Origin of the sequence: Mesobacillus maritimus, from assembly GCF_044803185.1 — a bacterium.
GTDB lineage: Bacteria > Bacillota > Bacilli > Bacillales > Cytobacillaceae > Mesobacillus_B > Mesobacillus_B maritimus_B.
In genome coordinates, this window is record NZ_CP085225.1 from 244,833 (window position 1) to 266,907 (window position 22,075).

Here is a 22,075-nt window from a genome sequence, read left to right on the forward strand (position 1 = left end):
CAATTAACCCCGCAGGAGCAGAGCGACGAGGAGATAGAAAAGCGGATGCGCCTTGTTCAGCCCCGACAAGCGCTGGAGGTCCGGCAGATGAAGTCGTTTTTTGACTTCAACTGCCGGACTGAAGCGACTCGAGGGGCTAGGTGCCGGAGCTGGCCAGGCTCCCGGACTGCCCGCGAACCGCTCGTGCCTGGAGCGGAAATCAACACCCACGTTTAACATCGGGTTTGTTTAAGGAAAGGCATTTTATTTTCAAAAATTATTATTCTAGTTTATGGTTAATTTAACAGAAAATAACGAAAATGGCGTATAATTAAAGAGAAAAAAATTATAACCTTAAAGCTATTTTATATAAACGTTAGGGGAGGAACAGAATTGAGTACTCAAATCAACCCTGCAATCGAAAGAATATTAGAGAATATCGATAAAGTAATGACAGGAAAGCGCGATGTGGCTGAATTGAGTCTTGTGGCACTGCTTTCCGGTGGACATGTTCTTCTTGAAGATGTACCAGGAGTAGGGAAGACGATGATGGTCCGCGCATTGGCAAAATCAATCAGTGCTCAACTCCGACGGATACAGTTTACTCCGGATTTGCTTCCTTCAGATGTTACGGGGGTTTCAATCTACAATCCGAAGGAAATGGAATTCCAATTTCGTCCGGGTCCCATTATGGGGAATATTATTCTCGCAGATGAAATTAATAGAACCTCACCCAAAACTCAGTCAGCGCTCCTAGAGGGGATGGAAGAAAACTCTGTTACGGTCGATGGAGTTACCCATAGGCTTGAAAAGCCATTTTTTGTTATGGCAACCCAAAACCCTATCGAGTATGAAGGGACCTATCCGCTTCCGGAAGCACAGTTAGATCGATTTCTACTTAAAATGAAAATGGGTTACCCAACGGTAAACGAGGAAATTGAAGTGTTAAATAGGGCACAAAAGGTTCCGCCAATCGATGAGTTAGAGCCTGTTATTGATCTATTTGAGCTTCAACAATTACAAAAAGAGATGATGGAGGTCTATGTAGATTCTTCGATTAGACGTTATATTGTGAACCTTACAACTGAAACCCGTTCCCATCCTAAAGTCTATCTGGGAGTCAGCCCACGTGGGTCGATTGCCTTGATGAAAACGGCCCAAGCCCTAGCTTTTATAAGAGGAAGGGATTATGTTCTCCCTGATGATATCCAATATTTAGCCCCATTTGTCTTTTCCCACAGAATTATTTTAAAGTCAGAATCCCGGTACGAAGGTATCTCTACAGAGGATGTTGTAAATGAAGTCTTATCTTCAGTCCCAGTACCGATACAAAGGCTAGTGAAGTAAATGAGACAACTATCTCAGAAGGTGAAGGAAGTCTGGAAGTTGATCCTCCTGTTGTTATTCAGTACCCTAACTTTCTCGTATGCGATGTTCGAAGGTGGATTTGGCAGTTGGTTTCTTTTTTATAGCTTTTTGCCATTTGCACTTTACTCTTTTTGTCTTGCCTTCTATCCTCTAGCTGATTTTTTAGGAAAGAGGGAGTTTAATCATAAGGTCTTTAACTTTGGAGAGAGAGTCACGGTAAATCTAACTCTTAAAAGAAAATTTCCATTTCCGCTTTTCTATCTCATTGTTGAAGAACGGGTGAATGGAACCATTTCCTTAACTGGAGAACAAACACAGGGAAAGAAACTAATATTTCCTTGGTTTAGGAAAGAGCTTCATGTTCCATACTCCATAGACAAGCTTAATAGAGGAGAGCATGTCTTGAAAGGGATACGGATTAAAACGGGGGATTTGTTTGGAATTATTGAGAAAGAGCACTATATCCCGCTTGAGGATAAAATAATTGTCTATCCTGCCTACGAGGAAATGCTGTTCAATCCAAAAAATAGCCAGTTCGACCAGGGTACTGCTACTTCAAATGATCAAGTTCACCGTGATACGACTATGTCAGTCGGTGTTCGTGAATACCAACCGGGTGACCGCTTTTCTTGGATTAACTGGAAGGCAACAGCAAAGCGGAATGACTTTATGACGAAAGAGTTTGAACAAAGGAAGTCGCAGGCGGTGTTACTGGTGGTGGATTGTACACCCGACCCACACTTTGAAGGGATCGTTACCTTCTCAGCATCTATGATTAGGTCCATCCTAAAAAAAGGGGGGCAAATAGGGCTACTTGCTAGTAGTGAAGAACGGTTTCGTTCCCAAATTAGAGGTGGACAGAATCAGCATAGGCAGCTTTTTTACCAGCTAGCAAAAATCCAAAGTGGATGTACCATTCCCTTTGATCAGGTGCTTGTAAGGGAAGATTTAAATAGTCAAAATAACACAATCATGCTTGTAACAGCAAAACTGACTGATAAGTTAATTGATCATTTAGCCTTTAATGCAAGCAGAACTGGGAACAATGTCATATTTTTAATTAAAGGCAAACACGACGTAGTTAGTAAGGAAGAACATCGTTTACTCAGTGTAGCACGTGCTAAGGGGATACATGTTACGCATATGCAGGAAGGTCACTTTGCAGAGACGATTTCGGAGGTGAGTGGAGGATGAGTTCGAAAAAGGGTCCAAAGAACTTTGCCACTTTTCTCCTTTACATTTTATCCTTTTTCTTGCTTTGGGAGTGGTTAAGACCTGTAGGACAACTTACAGATACAGGAAACCTTGGAGTATTTTTAGGGTTTGTTATCATAGCTCTCCTACTAGCCTTTCTAAAAGTACCGACGCTTTTAAAATGGACAATCAAAATGGTCTATATCCTGTATCAAATTCAGTTTGTTTACTATGAGGGATCCGTTTTTAATCTCTCATGGATTCGTTCTTTTTTTACAGACGTAATTAGGAATCTAGGTTTAGTTTGGAATGGGGATTTTATTACCTTATCCAACCCGTTCCGTACGTTCTTATTCTTTATTCTTCTTTGGATTATGGCTTATCTTATCCACTATTGGCTACTTAAAACTAGGCGAATCTTAATCTTCTTTTTTATGACAATCGTTTTTATTACGGTACTTGATACCTTTACTCCGTATAAGGGGGATATGGCCCTTGTAAGAAGTGTGATTGTTGGATTTACAATAATGGGGATGCTAACGTTTTATCGGTTGGTTGAGAAGGAAAACATCCGAATGAACTATCTCCCTACTAGAAAATGGATGATTCCACTTGCTGTTATGGTTGCTGGCAGTGCCTTGATCGGATATACATCCCCAAAGTCAGAACCAATTTGGCCAGACCCAGTTCCTGCTTTCTTAATGGGAGAGAATGGAAATGGAGGAGCTGGTGCGAGGCGAGCGGGGTATGGGAGTGATGATTCGAATTTAGGTGGTCCGTTTGTGGGGGATAATACGGTTGTGTTCAGGGCAGAGGTGGAACAACGCCACTACTGGAAGGTAGAAACAAAGGATCTTTACACTGGTAAGGGGTGGAATGTACTTGTACCAGAGTCATTTAATGAAAATGCCTTTATTGATTTTAGTAATGGTTCTCCTATTCAAATAACATCCTTTTATTCAGAAGACCCTGAAGATGCGAAAACAAGTAAGGTCTATAATCAACTTGATTATGGACATATTCAATATCCTCACGGTGTTGTGAAGTTGGAAACAGAAGACTTATACTTGTATAGGCTAAATCCTCTAACCGAAAGGATTTCCTCCTTTAAAGACTTTGAAGCTGAAGCTCCTTCTTCTTACACTGTTCAGTACAAGGTGCCTTCCTTCCAAGTGGAGACATTACAAAATGGTAAACCTTCTGAAGATGAGTACTTTACAAACTATATTATAAAAAACTATACTCAGCTGCCTGAAGACTTACCCGCTAGTGTAAGAGAATTGGCTTTGGAAATTACAGAAGGCAAGGAGAACTGGTTTGATAAAGTAGATGCGGTTGAGAATTATTTTCAAAGCAACGGGTTTGTATATGATCAGGTTAATGTAGAGGTTCCAGAAGAAGGAGAGGATTATGTAGCTCAATTTTTGTTTGAAACAAAGCGAGGCTATTGTGATAATTTTTCTACTTCGATGGCCGTCTTATTAAGGACGCTTGATATTCCAACAAGATGGGTCAAGGGCTATACCTCTGGTGACTACGTCAAGGTCCTTGATTCGGGAAATCGCATGTATGAGGTAACTAATAATCATGCCCATTCCTGGGTTGAAGTCTATTTCCCTGAAGTAGGCTGGGTTCCTTTCGAACCAACAAAGGGCTTCTCTAACAATATCGCGTTCCGCTCAGAGACAAACACAGTTCCCCAGGTGGAATTCGAAGAAGAAGTTCAAGAGACAATTGCACCTACACAAGAGCGGCCGGAATTACAAGAGGCGGGAAGATCGTCTACTTTTACAAATAATATAAGCAATAAGATGGGGGATCTAGGGAGCTTTTTTAAGGCCCAACATAAGGGGATTATCATCCTAATCGCTTTTATCCTAATAATAGGAGTTTATTTTACCCGAGGGAAATGGCTTCCTTTCTATTATATTTTTATTTTTAAATCGCAAAAAGAGGATAAGCATTTTCCATCTGCCTATCTGGCTTTATTAGCCCAACTCGAACGTTTCGGGTTAAAGCGAAAATCTGGTCAAACATTAAGAGAGTACGCTCGAGAAGTAGATTCTCAACTGGTAGGAAGAGAAATGAGGGTTTTAACAGACCAGTATGAACAATTTTTGTATCGTGGTAAATTAAAAGAAGGTACATGGTTAGAAACGAAAGAAGTATGGGAAGAATTGATGAAAAAAATAGCTACTTGACCTGAAAATTAATATATTGGTACAATGTTTTAGTAATTTAATAGGTTTTCCTTCGTATATACTCGATAATATGGATCGAAAGTTTCTACCAAATCACCGTAAATGATTTGACTATGAAGGCAGAGCGTGTTTTAGTAACTAGAATTCTGCCTTTGTCGTATGATGAGGAAGGGTTCTAGTTTTTTTTATTAGTTTTGCGGAAAATATATAAATGTACTGGGTGTGGTTAACCGTAAATGTTGTCTGCATCCAGCTCCAGCGCCTAGCCCCTCGGGTCATAAGATTGTCTAGTTGCGGCTCCTAGGGCCTCGAGACATAAGCCACTCCCTGCATGAAGGTAAAGAACACCTTCTTGCAGGGCGCGTCTTATGCTTGTCGTCCCTGTACAGTCGCCTCCACATTTCAGACAATCCGTCAAGAAGGTTAAAGAACAACCTTCTGGCCGGCTCGTCTTATGCCTGTCGGGGCTGACCAAGACGCTTGCGCTTTTGTACTTAACTGTAGGAGATTTTAACTTAACTAATTGGGGTGACCGACTTTGTCAAACAAATTGGAATTACAGAATCAGGAAATGATTGTCGTCTTAGACTTTGGTAGTCAATACAACCAACTGATTACGAGAAGAATTAGAGAGTTTGGGGTCTATAGTGAACTTCATCCCCATACAATTACAGCAGCTGAAATCAAAAAGTTGAACCCTAAAGGGATTATTTTCTCCGGTGGCCCAAATAGTGTTTACGATGAGGGTTCGTTCCGTTGCGATGAAGAGATTTTTGAGCTAGGTTTGCCGATATTGGGAATTTGCTATGGAATGCAGCTCATGACAAAGCACTTCGGAGGCAAAGTAGAACCAGCAACCAATCGTGAATATGGAAAAGCTTTGTTGACATTAGACCATGTTAGTACAATATTCCAAGATACTCCAGTTGAACAAACTGTATGGATGAGTCATGGTGATTTGGTTACCGAGGCACCTCCTGGATTCAGAATTGATGGTGTTAATCCTTCTTGTCCAATTTCGGCCATGAGTGATGAGGACCGAAAATTATACGCTGTCCAATTCCATCCAGAAGTACAGCATTCTGTTTATGGAAATAACTTGTTGAACAACTTCGTTTTTAAAGTGTGCGACTGTACCGGTGATTGGTCGATGCAAAATTTTATTGAAATTGAAATGGAGAAAATCCGTCAAGAGGTCGGCGATAAAAAGGTCCTCTGTGCTCTAAGCGGTGGCGTGGATTCCTCAGTGGTCGCGGTTCTGATTCACAAAGCAATAGGTGACCAACTAACATGTATTTTCGTTGACCATGGCCTGCTTCGCAAGGATGAGGCAGAAGGGGTTATGAAGACATTCGCTGAAGGTTTTAATATGAATGTCATTAAAGTTGATGCTAAGGATCGTTTTCTTAGTAAGTTAGAAGGAGTCTCGGATCCAGAGAAGAAGCGCAAAATCATTGGTAACGAATTTATCTATGTATTTGATGATGAAGCTACTAAGCTAAAAGGAATTGATTTCTTAGCGCAAGGGACATTGTATACCGATATTATCGAAAGTGGTACGGCAACCGCACAAACAATAAAATCACATCACAATGTTGGTGGTTTACCTGAAGATATGCAGTTTAAATTGATTGAGCCATTGAACACGCTGTTTAAGGACGAAGTGAGAGCTCTTGGTACTGAACTAGGGATTCCGGACGAAATTGTTTGGCGTCAACCTTTTCCAGGTCCAGGCCTTGGAATCCGTGTCTTAGGGGCTATTTCCGAAGAAAAGCTTGAAATTGTCCGCGAATCGGATGCTATTTTAAGAGAAGAGATTAGAAAGGCTGGCCTTGAACGTGAAGTGTGGCAATACTTTACTGTTTTACCGGACATCCGCAGTGTTGGGGTGATGGGGGATGCCAGAACGTATGATTACACAATTGGAATCCGTGCCGTTACTTCAATCGATGGCATGACATCGGACTGGGCAAGAATTCCTTGGGACGTACTCGAGAAAATATCAACAAGGATTGTAAACGAAGTGCAGCATATTAATCGCGTTGTTTATGATATCACTAGCAAACCACCAGCAACGATTGAGTGGGAGTAGAAGAGAAAAAACATTTATACGAACAATTAGTGACGAACATTTAATAATGTTCGTCTTTTTTATTGACCTAGGTCGAATTACCTGTTAAAATAAAGATGAATTTAATAAATAACCACAATATCGTCGTATAATGTTGGGGATATGGCCCAAAAGTTTCTACCGAGCTACCGTAAAGAGCTTGACTACGCAGATTGTGATCAGGGACTGTATGTCTATTGTGTATTCCCTGTTTCACAGCTATTAGTCAACGCTCCGGTTCTTTCGGAGCGTTTTTCTTTTGGGTTAATTACAAAAAATAAAAGACGATTAGAATACCAATCAGGGGGAAATAAAATGAAAAAGTACTTTCAGTTTGAGGAATTAGGTACAAACTATCGTCGTGAATTCATCGGTGGGATGACGACCTTCCTGGCGATGGCGTATATTTTGGTTGTAAACCCATTGATCTTAACATTAGCGGATGTCCCGGACTTACCAGATGCAATGCGGATGGATGCAGGAGCGGTGTTTGTAGCTACAGCTTTATCTGCCGCTTTAGGTTCACTCATTATGGGGATTTGGGCGAAGTATCCAATTGCACTCGCACCAGGGATGGGCTTAAATGCTTTCTTCGCTTATACGATTGTTTTAGGAAGTGGAGCTCCATGGCAGCATGGTCTAGCAGCTGTTTTTGTTTCAGGGATTTTCTTCTTAGTATTAACCTTTTCAGGCTTGCGTGAAAAAATTATTAATGCGATTCCAGGAGAGTTAAAGTATGCAGTCAGTGCGGGGATTGGACTATTTATTACGTTTATAGGTCTTAAAAATGCTGAGTTAATTGTAAGTGACCCGGCAACCTTTGTGGCGCTAGGAGATTTATCAAACCCTAACACTTTATTGGCCATCTTTGGTCTGATCGTAACAGTCATTATGATGACTCGTGGAGTAAATGGTGCGGTATTTTTCGGAATAGTCATTACGGTTATTGTAGGAATGATATTCAATCTGATCCAAACTCCTGAAAGTGTAGTTGGACCAGTACCAAGTATAGAGCCGACTTTTGGAGCGCTTTTCTCAGCCTTTGGTGATCCATCTTTTTATACAACAACAATGTTAGCAACAATCCTGACTTTCATGTTTGTCGATTTCTTTGATACAGCTGGTACACTTGTAGGAGTGGCTAACCAAGCGGGTATGATGAAAGACAATAAACTTCCAAGAGCCGGAAAAGCTTTAGCGGCCGATTCAACAGCAACGATTGTAGGCTCAATCCTTGGAACATCCACTGTAACATCCTATGTTGAATCTTCATCAGGTGTGGCTGCGGGTGCTAGAACAGGTTTTGCTTCAGTTGTTACAGCAGGATTTTTCTTGCTAGCTATGTTTTTCTTCCCGGTATTATCGGTCATTACGTCGCCTGTTACAGCTCCAGCTTTAATTATTGTCGGTGTTCTAATGGTATCTTCATTAGGAAAGATTGATTGGTCTCGATTTGAAATTGCTGTTCCTGCCTTTTTAACGATCATTATTATGCCGCTTTCCTATAGTATTGCAACAGGAATAGCTGCTGGATTCATTTTCTACCCTATTACGATGATTATCAAAGGTCGGGCTAAACAGATTCACCCAGTCATGTATCTTTTATTCATCATTTTTATACTGTACTTTATATTTTTAGCTTAAAACTTCAAAGGATTCAGCTCATAAAAGCTGAATCCTTTTTTCGATTATCTGTGTTAAAGTTTATAGTTTCTTTATTGTTTGGGATAGAGATTAACAGTCAAGGTAACACAGCACCTCATTTGGAAGCGGTTCAGTTTTCCAATTGACTTCTCAATAGGGCTTCCTATACTATAAACTATTATGCCCAGGTTCTATAGAAGAGGGATTGATTATGTCTAATTTAGTAATTAACAAAGTGTTAAATAATAATGTCCTCATTGCCTCAGACCTTGAATACGGGGAAGTCGTATTGATTGGAAAAGGAATTGGGTTTAATCGCAAGCCAAATGAGGAGATTGCGTCTGAGAATGCTGAGAAACTCTATGTATTAAAAGATGAGAAAGAACAGAAAAATTATATTAAATTGATTCCTTATTTAGAGGATAATCTTCAAAAAGCAATTATTTCGGCGATAGACTTGATTAAAAGAAGAACGGATGAAGGTTTGAGCGAGCACATACACGTAGCTTTAACGGACCATTTATTATTTACAATTACCCGATTATCTCAAGGGATGGAAATTCGGAATCCGTTTTTAATTGAGACAAAAACTTTATATCCGGTAGAATATAATATTGCGATAGAGGTACTTGAGTTATTCAGGGAGAAAATGCAGGTGCAGTTACCGGAGGGAGAGGCAGGTTTTATTGCTCTCCATATCCATAGTGCCATTTCAAATAAACAGCTCTCAGAAATCAACCAGCATTCCCAACTTGTCACAAGTTTGGTCAATATGATTGAGGAACAACTTGAAACTACCATTGATAAAGAGGGAATCGATTATATGAGGCTTGTCCGACATCTGCGTTTTGCCATCGAACGTGTAAAAAGTGGAGAGAAAGTAGAAGAACCAGAAAAGATTACTTCCCTATTGAAAGAAGAATACCCGCTGTGCTATAATCTCTCATGGAAACTCATTAAAGTCATGCAACAAACGTTGAAAACACCTGTTTTCGACGCAGAAGCCGTTTATCTAACAATGCATTTGCAACGGCTCCAAAAAAAAGTCAAATAGCCATCATAACTTTTTTACGTGTTACTGATTCGATCAGGCATGAGTAAAGAAGATAGTTAAGTGAAGTTACTAGGGGAATAGACTACCCTGAACAAGGGGACATTACCCATAACTTCCTTTAATTGTTTTCTTGCTCATGCCTTTTTTATTTGCTCTTTTTGTTAAAGCTTTATGAGTTACAAACCTACAAGGAGGATTTAAAATGTTTAAAAATGCTTTTGGCGTCTTGCAAAAAGTCGGTAAAGCGCTAATGCTTCCGGTTGCTCTTTTACCTGCAGCAGGTATTTTACTGGCACTCGGAGCTGCGCTTAGAAACCCAGCTTTAATAGAATTAGCTCCATTTTTAGATAACAGTGGTGTTGATTTGGTCGCAACCGTTATGCAAAGAGCAGGGGACATTGTCTTTAGTAACTTGCCCTTATTGTTTGCTGTTGGTGTCGCGGTAGGTCTTGCTGGTGGAGAAGGGGTAGCCGGTCTAGCTGCGATTATCGGATACCTTATTATGAACGTGACAATGGGTGCGGTCTTGGGGCTTACACCTGAGGATGTTAATGGACTAAACTACGCCAATATCCTAGGTATCCCTACTCTACAAACGGGAGTATTTGGCGGGATTATAGTTGGTATATTAGCAGCATCAATGTATAACAAGTTCTTTGAGATTGAATTGCCATCCTATTTAGGTTTCTTTGCCGGAAAACGTTTTGTTCCTATTATTACAGCGGCAACGGCGATTCTTTTAGGTCTTGCAATGTTAATCGTTTGGCCACCAATTCAAAATGGATTAAATGCCTTTTCACAAAACATGGTACATGCAAATTTAACTTTATCAGCATTTGTCTTTGGTGTAATTGAGCGTTCGTTAATTCCATTTGGTTTGCACCATATTTTCTATTCTCCATTCTGGTATGAGTTTGGTCAATATACAACATTAGCTGGGGATGTAGTACGTGGAGATCAACGGATTTTCATGGCGCAGATTACAGATAATATTCAGGAATTAACAGCTGGTACATTCATGACAGGTAAATTCCCGTTCATGATGTTTGGTCTTCCAGCGGCTGCGCTTGCTATTTATCATGAAGCACGTCCTGAGCGTAAGGTTGTTGTCGGTGGTTTAATGGTATCCGCTGCACTAACATCCTTCTTAACAGGGATTACGGAACCACTTGAGTTCTCATTCTTGTTTGTTGCACCAGTTTTATTCGGAGTTCATGCGATTTTTGCTGGTTTATCTTTCATGACCATGCACATTTTAAACGTTAAAATTGGGATGACATTCTCTGGTGGTTTAATTGACTATGTTCTATTTGGGTTAATTAATCCACAGACAAATGCTTGGTTGGTTATTCCAGTTGGGCTAGTATTTGCTGTTATTTATTACTTTGGTTTCCGTTTTGCTATTCGCAAATTCAACCTAATGACACCAGGTCGTGAGGAAGTGGAAGAAGAAGCAGAAGGTACTAAAGGACAAGCTGGAGATCTTCCGTATAATGTTCTTGAAGCAATGGGTGGACAATCAAATATCGCTCACCTTGATGCGTGTATTACTCGTCTTCGTGTATCCGTAAATGATATTAAGCAAGTGGATAAAGATCAGTTGAAAAAATTAGGCGCAGCGGGTGTATTAGAGGTTGGGAATAATATTCAGGCTATCTTTGGACCACGTTCTGAAACGATTAAGGGTCAAATGCAAGATATTATAAAAGGTAAGAGACCTCGTCCAGCTGAAACAAAACAAGAATTAGAGGTTGAACAACAAATTGAAGAAGTAAATCCAGAAGCATTACAGACTGAACATCATCACGATGATGCTAAGACATCCTTTACCTCACCTATTAAAGGAGAAATCAAACCAATTACGGATGTTCCAGATGCAGTATTCTCAGGGAAAATGATGGGCGATGGCTTTGCGATCATTCCATCTGAAGGGGTTGTTGTTTCTCCTGTTGACGGTAAAATAGTGAACCTGTTCCCAACAAAGCACGCGTTAGGAATCCTTTCTGATACGGGCCGTGAAATATTAATTCATGTTGGGATTGATACGGTTAACCTTAAAGGAGAAGGGTTTGAAACCTTAGTTGGCGAAAACGATAAAGTTGAAAAGGGTCAGCCTTTATTGAAGGTCGACTTAGACTTCATTAAAAAGAATGCAACGTCCATTATCACTCCGATAGTGTTTACTAATCTTTCTGAGGGTGAAAGTGTCACACTCAAGAAACAAGGTAATGTTGAATTGGCGGAAGAAAGCATCATTGAAATTACAAAAGGGTAAGGAAGGCAGGCTCCTGAATTCAGGGGCCTGTTTTTTTAAAAAAAATATCTGCTAAACTTAGTTGACTCTTTGGATTGCAGGTGATATTATATTTAAGCAGTCGCAGCGAATTACATGTTGTGATTGGGTGAGACAGTTTAACGACATAAAGGATGTAGAAAGTTGTTGACAGTCACTATCAACCGTGATATATTTATAAAGTCGCTAACAACGACAACCTAAATTGCTCTTTGAAAACTAAACAAACAAGCGTCAACAAACAATATTTATTCATGACTTCTATTATAGAAGAACATGAGCCAACGTTTTATTTTATGAGCTAATCACTCACTCTTTATTGGAGAGTTTGATCCTGGCTCAGGACGAACGCTGGCGGCGTGCCTAATACATGCAAGTCGAGCGAATCTGAGGGAGCTTGCTCCCAAAGATTAGCGGCGGACGGGTGAGTAACACGTGGGCAACCTGCCTGTAAGACTGGGATAACTCCGGGAAACCGGGGCTAATACCGGATAATTCATTCCCTCGCGTGAGGGAATGCTGAAAGACGGTTTCGGCTGTCACTTACAGATGGGCCCGCGGCGCATTAGCTAGTTGGTGAGGTAACGGCTCACCAAGGCCACGATGCGTAGCCGACCTGAGAGGGTGATCGGCCACACTGGGACTGAGACACGGCCCAGACTCCTACGGGAGGCAGCAGTAGGGAATCTTCCGCAATGGACGAAAGTCTGACGGAGCAACGCCGCGTGAGCGATGAAGGCCTTCGGGTCGTAAAGCTCTGTTGTTAGGGAAGAACAAGTACCGGAGTAACTGCCGGTACCTTGACGGTACCTAACCAGAAAGCCACGGCTAACTACGTGCCAGCAGCCGCGGTAATACGTAGGTGGCAAGCGTTGTCCGGAATTATTGGGCGTAAAGCGCGCGCAGGCGGTCCTTTAAGTCTGATGTGAAAGCCCACGGCTCAACCGTGGAGGGTCATTGGAAACTGGGGGACTTGAGTGCAGAAGAGGAGAGTGGAATTCCACGTGTAGCGGTGAAATGCGTAGAGATGTGGAGGAACACCAGTGGCGAAGGCGACTCTCTGGTCTGTAACTGACGCTGAGGCGCGAAAGCGTGGGGAGCGAACAGGATTAGATACCCTGGTAGTCCACGCCGTAAACGATGAGTGCTAAGTGTTAGAGGGTTTCCGCCCTTTAGTGCTGCAGCAAACGCATTAAGCACTCCGCCTGGGGAGTACGGCCGCAAGGCTGAAACTCAAAGGAATTGACGGGGGCCCGCACAAGCGGTGGAGCATGTGGTTTAATTCGAAGCAACGCGAAGAACCTTACCAGGTCTTGACATCCTCTGACAACTCTGGAGACAGAGCGTTCCCCTTCGGGGGACAGAGTGACAGGTGGTGCATGGTTGTCGTCAGCTCGTGTCGTGAGATGTTGGGTTAAGTCCCGCAACGAGCGCAACCCTTGTCCTTAGTTGCCAGCATTCAGTTGGGCACTCTAAGGAGACTGCCGGTGACAAACCGGAGGAAGGTGGGGATGACGTCAAATCATCATGCCCCTTATGACCTGGGCTACACACGTGCTACAATGGATAGAACAAAGGGCAGCGAAGCCGCGAGGTCAAGCAAATCCCATAAATCTATTCTCAGTTCGGATTGCAGGCTGCAACTCGCCTGCATGAAGCCGGAATCGCTAGTAATCGCGGATCAGCATGCCGCGGTGAATACGTTCCCGGGCCTTGTACACACCGCCCGTCACACCACGAGAGTTTGTAACACCCGAAGTCGGTGGGGTAACCTTTTAGGGGCCAGCCGCCTAAGGTGGGACAGATGATTGGGGTGAAGTCGTAACAAGGTAGCCGTATCGGAAGGTGCGGCTGGATCACCTCCTTTCTAAGGATAATGCCGTAAGGGCATTCGGAATGCGAATCTTTCGATTCGTAATGTTTGACTGCTTGTTTGTTTAGTTTTGAGAGTGCAATTCTCTCAAAGCTTTTTAATTTGTTCCTTGAAAACTAGATAATCGTAAGTAAGAAGGCAAAAGTAAAACACACATTTGTATCGCTTTTTTAATTTTTCTCTCTTTTAATAAAAAGAGAAACCAAAGACATGATTGTCTTATAGAGACGAATAAATTCGTCCATAGGTTAAGTTAGAAAGGGCGCACGGTGGATGCCTTGGCACTAGGAGCCGATGAAGGACGGGACTAACACCGATATGCTTCGGGGAGCTGTAAGTAAGCTTTGATCCGGAGATTTCCGAATGGGGAAACCCACTGTTCGTAATGGAACAGTATCTTTACCTGAATACATAGGGTATTGAAGGCAGACCCGGGGAACTGAAACATCTAAGTACCCGGAGGAAGAGAAAGCAAATGCGATTCCCTGAGTAGCGGCGAGCGAAACGGGATTAGCCCAAACCAGAAGGCTTGCCTTCTGGGGTTGTAGGACACTCAACATGGAGTTACAAAGGAACGGGGTAAATGAAGTGGTCTGGAAAGGCCCGTCAGAGAAGGTAAAAACCCTGTAGTTGAAACTTCGTTCCCTCCTGAGTGGATCCTGAGTACGGCGGGACACGTGAAATCCCGTCGGAAGCTGGGAGGACCATCTCCCAAGGCTAAATACTCCCTAGTGACCGATAGTGAACCAGTACCGTGAGGGAAAGGTGAAAAGCACCCCGGAAGGGGAGTGAAAGAGATCCTGAAACCGTGTGCCTACAAGTAGTCAGAGCTCATTAATGAGTGATGGCGTGCCTTTTGTAGAATGAACCGGCGAGTTACGATTACATGCAAGGTTAAGTCGAGAAGACGGAGCCGCAGCGAAAGCGAGTCTGAATAGGGCGAATAAGTATGTGGTTGTAGACCCGAAACCAGGTGATCTACCCATGTCCAGGGTGAAGGTAGGGTAACACCTACTGGAGGCCCGAACCCACGCACGTTGAAAAGTGCGGGGATGAGGTGTGGGTAGCGGAGAAATTCCAATCGAACCTGGAGATAGCTGGTTCTCTCCGAAATAGCTTTAGGGCTAGCCTCACGAAGTGAGAGTCTTGGAGGTAGAGCACTGTTTGGACTAGGGGCCCTCATCGGGTTACCGAATTCAGACAAACTCCGAATGCCAATGACTTATCCGTGGGAGTCAGACTGCGAGTGATAAGATCCGTAGTCAAGAGGGAAACAGCCCAGACCACCAGCTAAGGTCCCAAAGTATACGTTAAGTGGAAAAGGATGTGGAGTTGCTTAGACAACCAGGATGTTGGCTTAGAAGCAGCCACCATTTAAAGAGTGCGTAATAGCTCACTGGTCGAGTGACTCTGCGCCGAAAATGTACCGGGGCTAAACGTATCACCGAAGCTGTGGGTGGACATCTTACGATGTCCGCGGTAGGAGAGCGTTCTAAGGGCGTTGAAGCTAGACCGTAAGGACTGGTGGAGCGCTTAGAAGTGAGAATGCCGGTATGAGTAGCGAAAGATGGGTGAGAATCCCATCCACCGTATGCCTAAGGTTTCCTGAGGAAGGCTCGTCCTCTCAGGGTTAGTCGGGACCTAAGCCGAGGCCGAAAGGCGTAGGCGATGGACAACAGGTTGATATTCCTGTACCACCTCTTTATCGTTTGAGCAATGGGGGGACGCAGGAGGATAGGGTAAGCGCACTGCTGGATATGTGCGTCTAAGCAGTTAGGCTGGTAACGAGGCAAATCCCGTTACCGTGAAGGCTGAGCTGTGATAGCGAGGGAAATATAGTACCGAAGTTCCTGATTCCACACTGCCAAGAAAAGCCTCTAGCGAGATAAAAGGTGCCCGTACCGCAAACCGACACAGGTAGGCGAGGAGAGAATCCTAAGGTGAGCGAGAGAACTCTCGTTAAGGAACTCGGCAAAATGACCCCGTAACTTCGGGAGAAGGGGTGCTTTTTAGGGTGTTAAAGCCTTGAAAAGCCGCAGTGAATAGGCCCAGGCGACTGTTTAGCAAAAACACAGGTCTCTGCGAAGCCGCAAGGCGAAGTATAGGGGCTGACGCCTGCCCGGTGCTGGAAGGTTAAGAGGAGAGGTTAGCTCACGCGAAGCTTTGAATCGAAGCCCCAGTAAACGGCGGCCGTAACTATAACGGTCCTAAGGTAGCGAAATTCCTTGTCGGGTAAGTTCCGACCCGCACGAAAGGCGTAACGATCTGGGCACTGTCTCAACGAGAGACTCGGTGAAATTATAGTACCTGTGAAGATGCAGGTTACCCGCGACAGGACGGAAAGACCCCGTGGAGCTTTACTGCAGCCTGATATTGAATTTTGGTACAGCTTGTACAGGATAGGTAGGAGCCTTGGAAGCCGGAGCGCCAGCTTCGGTGGAGGCGTCGGTGGGATACTACCCTGGCTGTATTGAAATTCTAACCCGCACCCCTGATCGGGGTGGGAGACAGTGTCAGGTGGGCAGTTTGACTGGGGCGGTCGCCTCCTAAAATGTAACGGAGGCGCCCAAAGGTTCCCTCAGAATGGTTGGAAATCATTCGCAGAGTGTAAAGGCACAAGGGAGCTTGACTGCGAGACCTACAAGTCGAGCAGGGACGAAAGTCGGGCTTAGTGATCCGGTGGTTCCGCATGGAAGGGCCATCGCTCAACGGATAAAAGCTACCCCGGGGATAACAGGCTTATCTCCCCCAAGAGTCCACATCGACGGGGAGGTTTGGCACCTCGATGTCGGCTCATCGCATCCTGGGGCTGTAGTCGGTCCCAAGGGTTGGGCTGTTCGCCCATTAAAGCGGTACGCGAGCTGGGTTCAGAACGTCGTGAGACAGTTCGGTCCCTATCCGTCGTGGGCGCAGGAAATTTGAGAGGAGCTGTCCTTAGTACGAGAGGACCGGGATGGACGCACCGCTGGTGTACCAGTTGTCTTGCCAAAGGCATCGCTGGGTAGCTATGTGCGGACGGGATAAGTGCTGAAAGCATCTAAGCATGAAGCCCCCCTCAAGATGAGATTTCCCATAGCGTCAAGCTAGTAAGATCCCTGAAAGATGATCAGGTTGATAGGTCAGAGGTGGAAGCGCGGTGACGTGTGGAGCTGACTGATACTAATCGATCGAGGACTTAACCAATTTATTGATACAAATAGTTTGCTTTTACTTCTTACACATTATCTAGTTTTGAGGGAACAAAGATTTTTGCGACAGCAAAATATCTACCCTTTAATTAAATAGTCTGGTGGCGATAGCGAGAAGGTCACACCCGTTCCCATGCCGAACACGGAAGTTAAGCTTCTCAGCGCCGATGGTAGTTGGGGGTTTCCCCCTGTGAGAGTAGGACGTTGCCAGGCAAAATGAAAACAACCATTGTTGGTTGTTTTTTTGTTATATGTCCGCAAGGACTTTGTATCAGTCGAGAACTAAATAAGCGGAGAAATTTCTCTTAATTAGAAATTAGCACTGAAAATAGCTTAAATAGAGGGAGAAATTTCTCCTATTGACCCAAAAAATGTGAAAATAGGCAATTTTGCATGGCATAAGCGGAAAATCTCCCTCTATATCCCCCGGAACGAGCTCTATTTTGCACCTTAACGGGAAAATCTCCCCTTATTTTAAATATCCCTGGTTACTCAGTTAAGGATAAGACTTCTTATGTTTCAAAAAAGCTATATGAGCCTCATTTAGATGCTCTACAGGAAGCCTTCCAGATGAAGGGGTCTCCACAGCTGAAGAAATCTGTCCGTTTTTAAGTTTAACATCATAAATATCTACCTATAACGTACTTTTTTCTATACATTTTTTTTCTATATATTTTTTGTAAAATAATTTCCATATGAAATTGAGGGTGAAATTGTCGGGGGACAATGGCTGTTGTACCCTACAATTTGGGTGCATTTTCCTATGCAAATTGGCACTCATTTTAAGTTTTATTTTTAATGTTTGTGATAAGAAACGAAACGGAACTCTTATGATTATCGGCTGTTCTTTTTTGTGCTTTTATCTAAAAATAGGTCATCTTTACTTTATCATGTATTAGTTTAAGGATATAAAACAGTTCCCGTCAACCCAACTCATTCTAACCGAACCCACCTTAGTTTTAATCCCTACAAAGAAGTAAAGACTAACCTTAAGTTTCACCACTGTTGTAGGGAGGAAATGAACATGCTTGAAAATGGTTTAGTCATGATTACAATCATTCTTGTCATAAACATCGTATATGTCTCTTTTTTTACGATTAGGATGATCTTGACCTTAAAAGGTCAACGCTATATGGCTGCAGCAATTAGCACGGTAGAAGTAGTCATTTATGTGGTTGGTCTTGGGCTTGTTTTAGATAATCTAGATCAGATACAAAATTTAATTGCTTATGCTGCTGGCTATGGAATTGGTGTTATTGTAGGGATGAAGATTGAGGATAAGTTAGCACTAGGTTATATTATGGTTAACGTCATCACGAAGGAATACGATCGCGATCTACCAAAAACCCTTCGCGGGCAGGGCTATGGGGTGACGAGCTGGGCGGCACACGGACTTGAAGGGGACCGTATGGCGATGCAGATTCTGACCCCCAGAAAATTTGAACTAAAGCTATATGACCAAATAAAAGAACAAGACCCGAAGGCATTCATTATTGCCTATGAGCCTAAATCCATTCATGGTGGATTCTGGGTTAAGAATGTAAGGAAAGGAAAGTTATTTAAGAATGAAAAAGAATAATAAAAAGAGATTATATGAAGTGAATGAAAACGAAACGTTAAGCGAGTGTTTAGACAGGATAAGCAAAGAAGGCTATACCCCAACTCGAAGGCTGGAGAAGCCAATATTTAAGGAAATAATGAAAAATGGTGAAATCGACTATGAACCGGCAGGGAGACAAATTATTTTCGAAGCGAAACCCATCGACGCATAACTTAGTCAAAATACGAACAATAGCACTAAACATCTAGTTATCGTTCGATTATTGATTGACAAAGGTGGTTTTTTGTTGTTAAAATGTAGGTGTCATTAAATAAAAATTAAATTTTTTCCTTCGTATAATATTGGGGATATGGCCCATGAGTTTCTACCTAATGACCGTAAATCATTAGACTATGAGGGAAAGTAGTTTCTTTAGGGAAGGGAAAGAAACGTACCGGCATTAGGTATGGTTTCTTTGTCATCATGAGACCCGGACAGACTGCTTTCTCTTCAATTTAAGAGAAGCAGATACTGTCTGGGTTTTTATTTTTCATAAAAAAAGAACAGGGGATGAAACCATGAGACCGTCAGTTGGTGTAATTATGGGGAGTAAATCGGACTGGGAAACAATGAAGTTTTCTTGTGAGATTCTTGAACAACTAGATATCCCTTTTATAAAAAAAGTTGTATCGGCACATCGAACACCTGATTTAATGTTTGACTTTGCTGAAAAAGCTCGGGAGGCAGGCTTAAAGGTGATTATTGCAGGTGCAGGTGGGGCGGCCCATCTTCCTGGAATGGTGGCAGCGAAGACGACCTTGCCGGTTATTGGAGTTCCTGTTCAATCAAAGGCATTGAATGGCTTGGATTCTTTATTATCCATCGTGCAAATGCCAGGAGGTGTTCCAGTCGCAACCGTGGCTATTGGAACAGCAGGAGCAAAAAACGCAGGACTTTTGGCGGCACAAATCTTAGCGGCTTTTGACGAAAGAATCGCTGGAAGGCTGGAAACTCTGAGAGAAGAAACGAAAAAGGCAGTCTTGGAAAGTAGTGAAGAACTTGATTAAAACCATTTTACCGGGTCAAACAATCGGAATCATTGGTGGAGGACAACTGGGGAAAATGATGGCACTAGCAGCGAAAGCAATGGGCTTTCGAGTTGTTGTTCTTGATCCTGTTCCCGACTGCCCCTGCGGTCAAGTGGCTGATGAGCAAATTATTGGGGCATATGACGATCTTCGAGCAATCGAACAGCTTGCACAAAAAAGTGATGTCATCACTTATGAATTTGAAAATATTCATGCAGAAAACCTTGATTGGCTAGCAAAACATGCTTATGTCCCACAGGGAACCAACCTTTTAAAAATGACTCAAGACCGTGTTCTTGAAAAAAGAGCGATTCAATCAGCAGGCGTTGAGGTTGCGCCATTTGCGGTCATTGAGGATATTGAGCATGTTCACTTAAGTATCAGTGATACCGGATTACCAGCCGTACTAAAAACGGCTCGTGGTGGGTATGACGGGAAAGGGCAAGTCGTCATCCAACATCCCGATGATTTGTTAAAAGCTGAAGCATTAGTTGAGCAGGGAAGATGTGTTTTAGAGAAATGGATTGAATTTGAAAAAGAAATTTCGGTCATCATAACGAGAAATCCTCAAGGAGAAGTAGCGGTTTTTCCTGTAGCAGAAAATATCCATCGAAATAATATCCTGCATCAAACGATTGTTCCAGCTAGAATTAGCAAGGAAGTAGAAGCAAGAGCGATTCAAGAAGCACAAAAGCTTGCTAACTCCTTTCACTTAGTCGGAACGTTGGCTGTGGAAATGTTTGTCACGAGGGATGGAAAAATATATATTAATGAATTGGCTCCACGACCACATAACTCGGGGCATTACACCATTGAAGCCTGTGAAACCTCGCAGTTTGAGCAGCATATTCGGGCCATTGCCAACTGGCCGCTAGCTCGTACGGATATATTAAAACCAGTTGTGATGGTCAATGTTTTAGGGGAACATCAGGCTAGGCTTTTAGAAGAAATTCCAGGGCTTAAAGACTGGAAAATTCACTTGTATGGTAAAAAGGAAGCAAAGCTACACCGGAAAATGGGCCATGTTACTCTCCTAAGAGAAACTGTAGAACAAGGGATTCAGGAAGCAGAGGAGAGCGGAATTTGGCATCCTGTAGAGATTGAGAGCGGTAATCTCACCTAACTAGGATACAATACTAAGGAGTAGAAAAAGAACGGGGGACAAAAATCAATGATAGATCGTTATACAAGACCTGAAATGGGTGCTATTTGGACAGAAGAAAATCGATTTCAAGCATGGCTAGAGGTTGAAATTCTTGCGTGTGAGGCTTGGTCCGAACTTGGGGATATCCCAAAAGAAGATGTAGAAAAAATAAGAGAAAACGCTAGCTTTGACGTGAATCGCATTCAAGAGATTGAAGCAGAAACTAGACATGATGTTGTAGCCTTTACAAGAGCAGTTTCTGAGACCCTTGGTGATGAGCGCAAGTGGGTTCACTATGGCTTAACGTCAACAGATGTTGTAGATACAGCTTTATCTTATCTATTAAAGCAAGCCAATCAGATTTTACTAAAGGATATTGAAAACTTTGTTGAGATTTTAAAACAAAAAGCGCAAGACCATAAATACACGGTGATGATGGGGCGTACTCATGGTGTTCATGCCGAGCCAACTACTTTCGGATTAAAGCTTGCCCTTTGGTATGAGGAAATGAAGCGAAACCTTGAGCGTTTTAAGCAAGCAGCGGATGGAGTAGAATTTGGAAAGATCTCTGGAGCGGTAGGGACCTATGCGAATATTAACCCATTTGTTGAGCAATATGTATGTGAAAAACTCGGCTTAAAAGCTGCGCCAATTTCGACACAAACCTTGCAGCGTGACCGTCATGCACATTACATGTCGACGCTTGCGTTAGTAGCGACTTCGATTGAAAAGTTCGCTGTGGAAGTTCGCGGACTACAAAAGAGTGAAACACGTGAAGTAGAAGAATACTTTGCTAAGGGTCAAAAAGGTTCTTCGGCCATGCCACATAAGCGTAATCCAATTGGTTCTGAAAATATGACAGGATTGGCTAGAGTAATCCGTGGTCACATGTTGACAGCCTACGAAAATGTTCCACTTTGGCATGAACGAGATATCTCACATTCATCAGCGGAACGAATCATCTTACCGGATGCGACGATTGCACTTAACTACATGTTAAACCGTTTTGCAAACATTATTAAAAACTTAACGGTCTATCCAGAAAACATGAAGCGCAATATGGATCGTACCCTCGGACTTATTTACTCTCAACGTGTACTGCTAGCGCTGATTGATAAGGGAATGGCACGTGAGGAAGCTTACGATACAGTTCAGCCTAGAGCGATGGAAGCTTGGGAGAAGCAGGTAGCTTTCCGAGGCTTAGTGGAAAGTGATGAGAAGATTACAGCACTCCTAAATACAGAAGAAATCGATGACTGCTTTGACTATAACTATCATTTGAAGCATGTTGACACCATTTTTGAAAGACTTGGTTTGTAAAAATAAAAATGAGAAAGGCAATATTTCTTGCCTTTCTACAAGAAGTCAAGACTGAATATTTCTAATCTTCTCGTTAAGG

General features: G+C 42.8%; 12 protein-coding genes, 3 rRNA genes and 3 riboswitches. All 15 genes read left to right on the top strand.

Going from position 1 to position 22,075, the window contains the following annotated elements:
* Window positions 1–372 precede the first annotated feature (372 nt).
* The 15 genes from LG336_RS01360 to purB all read left to right on the top strand — a co-directional run bounded on the left by LG336_RS01360 (window position 373) and on the right by purB (window position 21,996).
* Window positions 373–1,326, top strand: coding sequence for an AAA family ATPase (locus LG336_RS01360; protein WP_404330792.1), 954 nt, complete (start codon window positions 373–375; stop codon window positions 1,324–1,326).
* Entirely contained in the window at window positions 1,327–2,541 is a 1,215-nt protein-coding gene (locus LG336_RS01365; protein WP_404330793.1) for a DUF58 domain-containing protein, read from the top strand.
* Window positions 2,538–4,742: a DUF4129 domain-containing transglutaminase family protein gene (locus LG336_RS01370; RefSeq protein ID WP_404330794.1), complete on the top strand. Its 2,205-nt coding sequence runs from the start codon at window positions 2,538–2,540 to the stop codon at window positions 4,740–4,742. The genes LG336_RS01365 and LG336_RS01370 overlap by 4 nt, the downstream gene beginning before the upstream one ends.
* 32 nt (window positions 4,743–4,774) lie before the next feature.
* Window positions 4,775–4,876, top strand: a riboswitch (purine riboswitch).
* A gap of 404 nt (window positions 4,877–5,280) precedes the next feature.
* A complete protein-coding gene (guaA, locus tag LG336_RS01375) occupies window positions 5,281–6,834 on the top strand; it encodes a glutamine-hydrolyzing GMP synthase (protein WP_404330795.1) in 1,554 nt (517 codons plus the stop codon).
* A gap of 103 nt (window positions 6,835–6,937) precedes the next feature.
* A riboswitch (purine riboswitch) is annotated at window positions 6,938–7,039 on the top strand.
* A 128-nt stretch (window positions 7,040–7,167) separates the two neighbouring features.
* A complete protein-coding gene (locus LG336_RS01380; protein WP_404330796.1) occupies window positions 7,168–8,496 on the top strand; it encodes an NCS2 family permease in 1,329 nt (442 codons plus the stop codon).
* Between the two features lie 211 nt (window positions 8,497–8,707).
* Window positions 8,708–9,550: a glucose PTS transporter transcription antiterminator GlcT gene (glcT, locus tag LG336_RS01385; protein ID WP_404330797.1), complete on the top strand. Its 843-nt coding sequence runs from the start codon at window positions 8,708–8,710 to the stop codon at window positions 9,548–9,550.
* 202 nt (window positions 9,551–9,752) lie between these two features.
* A complete protein-coding gene (ptsG, locus tag LG336_RS01390; RefSeq protein ID WP_404330798.1) occupies window positions 9,753–11,825 on the top strand; it encodes a glucose-specific PTS transporter subunit IIBC in 2,073 nt (690 codons plus the stop codon).
* Between the two features lie 334 nt (window positions 11,826–12,159).
* Window positions 12,160–13,710 (top strand): 16S ribosomal RNA (locus LG336_RS01395).
* A gap of 252 nt (window positions 13,711–13,962) precedes the next feature.
* Window positions 13,963–16,899 (top strand): 23S ribosomal RNA (locus LG336_RS01400).
* 102 nt (window positions 16,900–17,001) lie between these two features.
* Window positions 17,002–17,117 (top strand): 5S ribosomal RNA (rrf, locus tag LG336_RS01405).
* Together the 16S, 23S and 5S rRNA genes form the textbook arrangement of a ribosomal RNA operon.
* Before the next feature lie 811 nt (window positions 17,118–17,928).
* Window positions 17,929–18,483: a DUF2179 domain-containing protein gene (locus LG336_RS01410; RefSeq protein ID WP_404330799.1), complete on the top strand. Its 555-nt coding sequence runs from the start codon at window positions 17,929–17,931 to the stop codon at window positions 18,481–18,483.
* Complete coding sequence (locus LG336_RS01415) at window positions 18,470–18,676, top strand: NETI motif-containing protein (protein WP_404330800.1); 207 nt, start codon at window positions 18,470–18,472, stop codon at window positions 18,674–18,676. The genes LG336_RS01410 and LG336_RS01415 overlap by 14 nt, the downstream gene beginning before the upstream one ends.
* A gap of 100 nt (window positions 18,677–18,776) precedes the next feature.
* A riboswitch (purine riboswitch) is annotated at window positions 18,777–18,878 on the top strand.
* A gap of 144 nt (window positions 18,879–19,022) precedes the next feature.
* Window positions 19,023–19,511 carry a 5-(carboxyamino)imidazole ribonucleotide mutase gene (purE, locus tag LG336_RS01420; RefSeq protein ID WP_404330801.1) on the top strand — a complete coding sequence of 163 codons (489 nt, stop codon included), beginning with the start codon at window positions 19,023–19,025 and terminating at the stop codon, window positions 19,509–19,511.
* Window positions 19,495–20,655, top strand: a complete 1,161-nt coding sequence (gene purK, locus LG336_RS01425) for a 5-(carboxyamino)imidazole ribonucleotide synthase (protein ID WP_404330802.1) — start codon at window positions 19,495–19,497, stop codon at window positions 20,653–20,655. The genes purE and purK overlap by 17 nt, the downstream gene beginning before the upstream one ends.
* Window positions 20,656–20,703: 48 nt before the next feature.
* Window positions 20,704–21,996, top strand: a complete 1,293-nt coding sequence (gene purB, locus LG336_RS01430; RefSeq protein WP_404330803.1) for an adenylosuccinate lyase — start codon at window positions 20,704–20,706, stop codon at window positions 21,994–21,996.
* Window positions 21,997–22,075 lie beyond the last annotated feature (79 nt).

Bases quoted from the DNA above. Each gene is read 5' to 3' on its own strand.
- LG336_RS01365 (WP_404330793.1), top strand. From the start codon at position 1,327: ATGAGACAACTATCTCAGAAGGTGAAGGAAGTCTGGAAGTTGATCCTC.
- LG336_RS01370 (WP_404330794.1), top strand. From the start codon at position 2,538: ATGAGTTCGAAAAAGGGTCCAAAGAACTTTGCCACTTTTCTCCTTTAC.
- LG336_RS01380 (WP_404330796.1), top strand. From the start codon at position 7,168: ATGAAAAAGTACTTTCAGTTTGAGGAATTAGGTACAAACTATCGTCGT.
- glcT (WP_404330797.1), top strand. From the start codon at position 8,708: ATGTCTAATTTAGTAATTAACAAAGTGTTAAATAATAATGTCCTCATT.
- ptsG (WP_404330798.1), top strand. From the start codon at position 9,753: ATGTTTAAAAATGCTTTTGGCGTCTTGCAAAAAGTCGGTAAAGCGCTA.
- LG336_RS01410 (WP_404330799.1), top strand. From the start codon at position 17,929: ATGCTTGAAAATGGTTTAGTCATGATTACAATCATTCTTGTCATAAAC.
- LG336_RS01415 (WP_404330800.1), top strand. From the start codon at position 18,470: ATGAAAAAGAATAATAAAAAGAGATTATATGAAGTGAATGAAAACGAA.
- purE (WP_404330801.1), top strand. From the start codon at position 19,023: ATGAGACCGTCAGTTGGTGTAATTATGGGGAGTAAATCGGACTGGGAA.
- purB (WP_404330803.1), top strand. From the start codon at position 20,704: ATGATAGATCGTTATACAAGACCTGAAATGGGTGCTATTTGGACAGAA.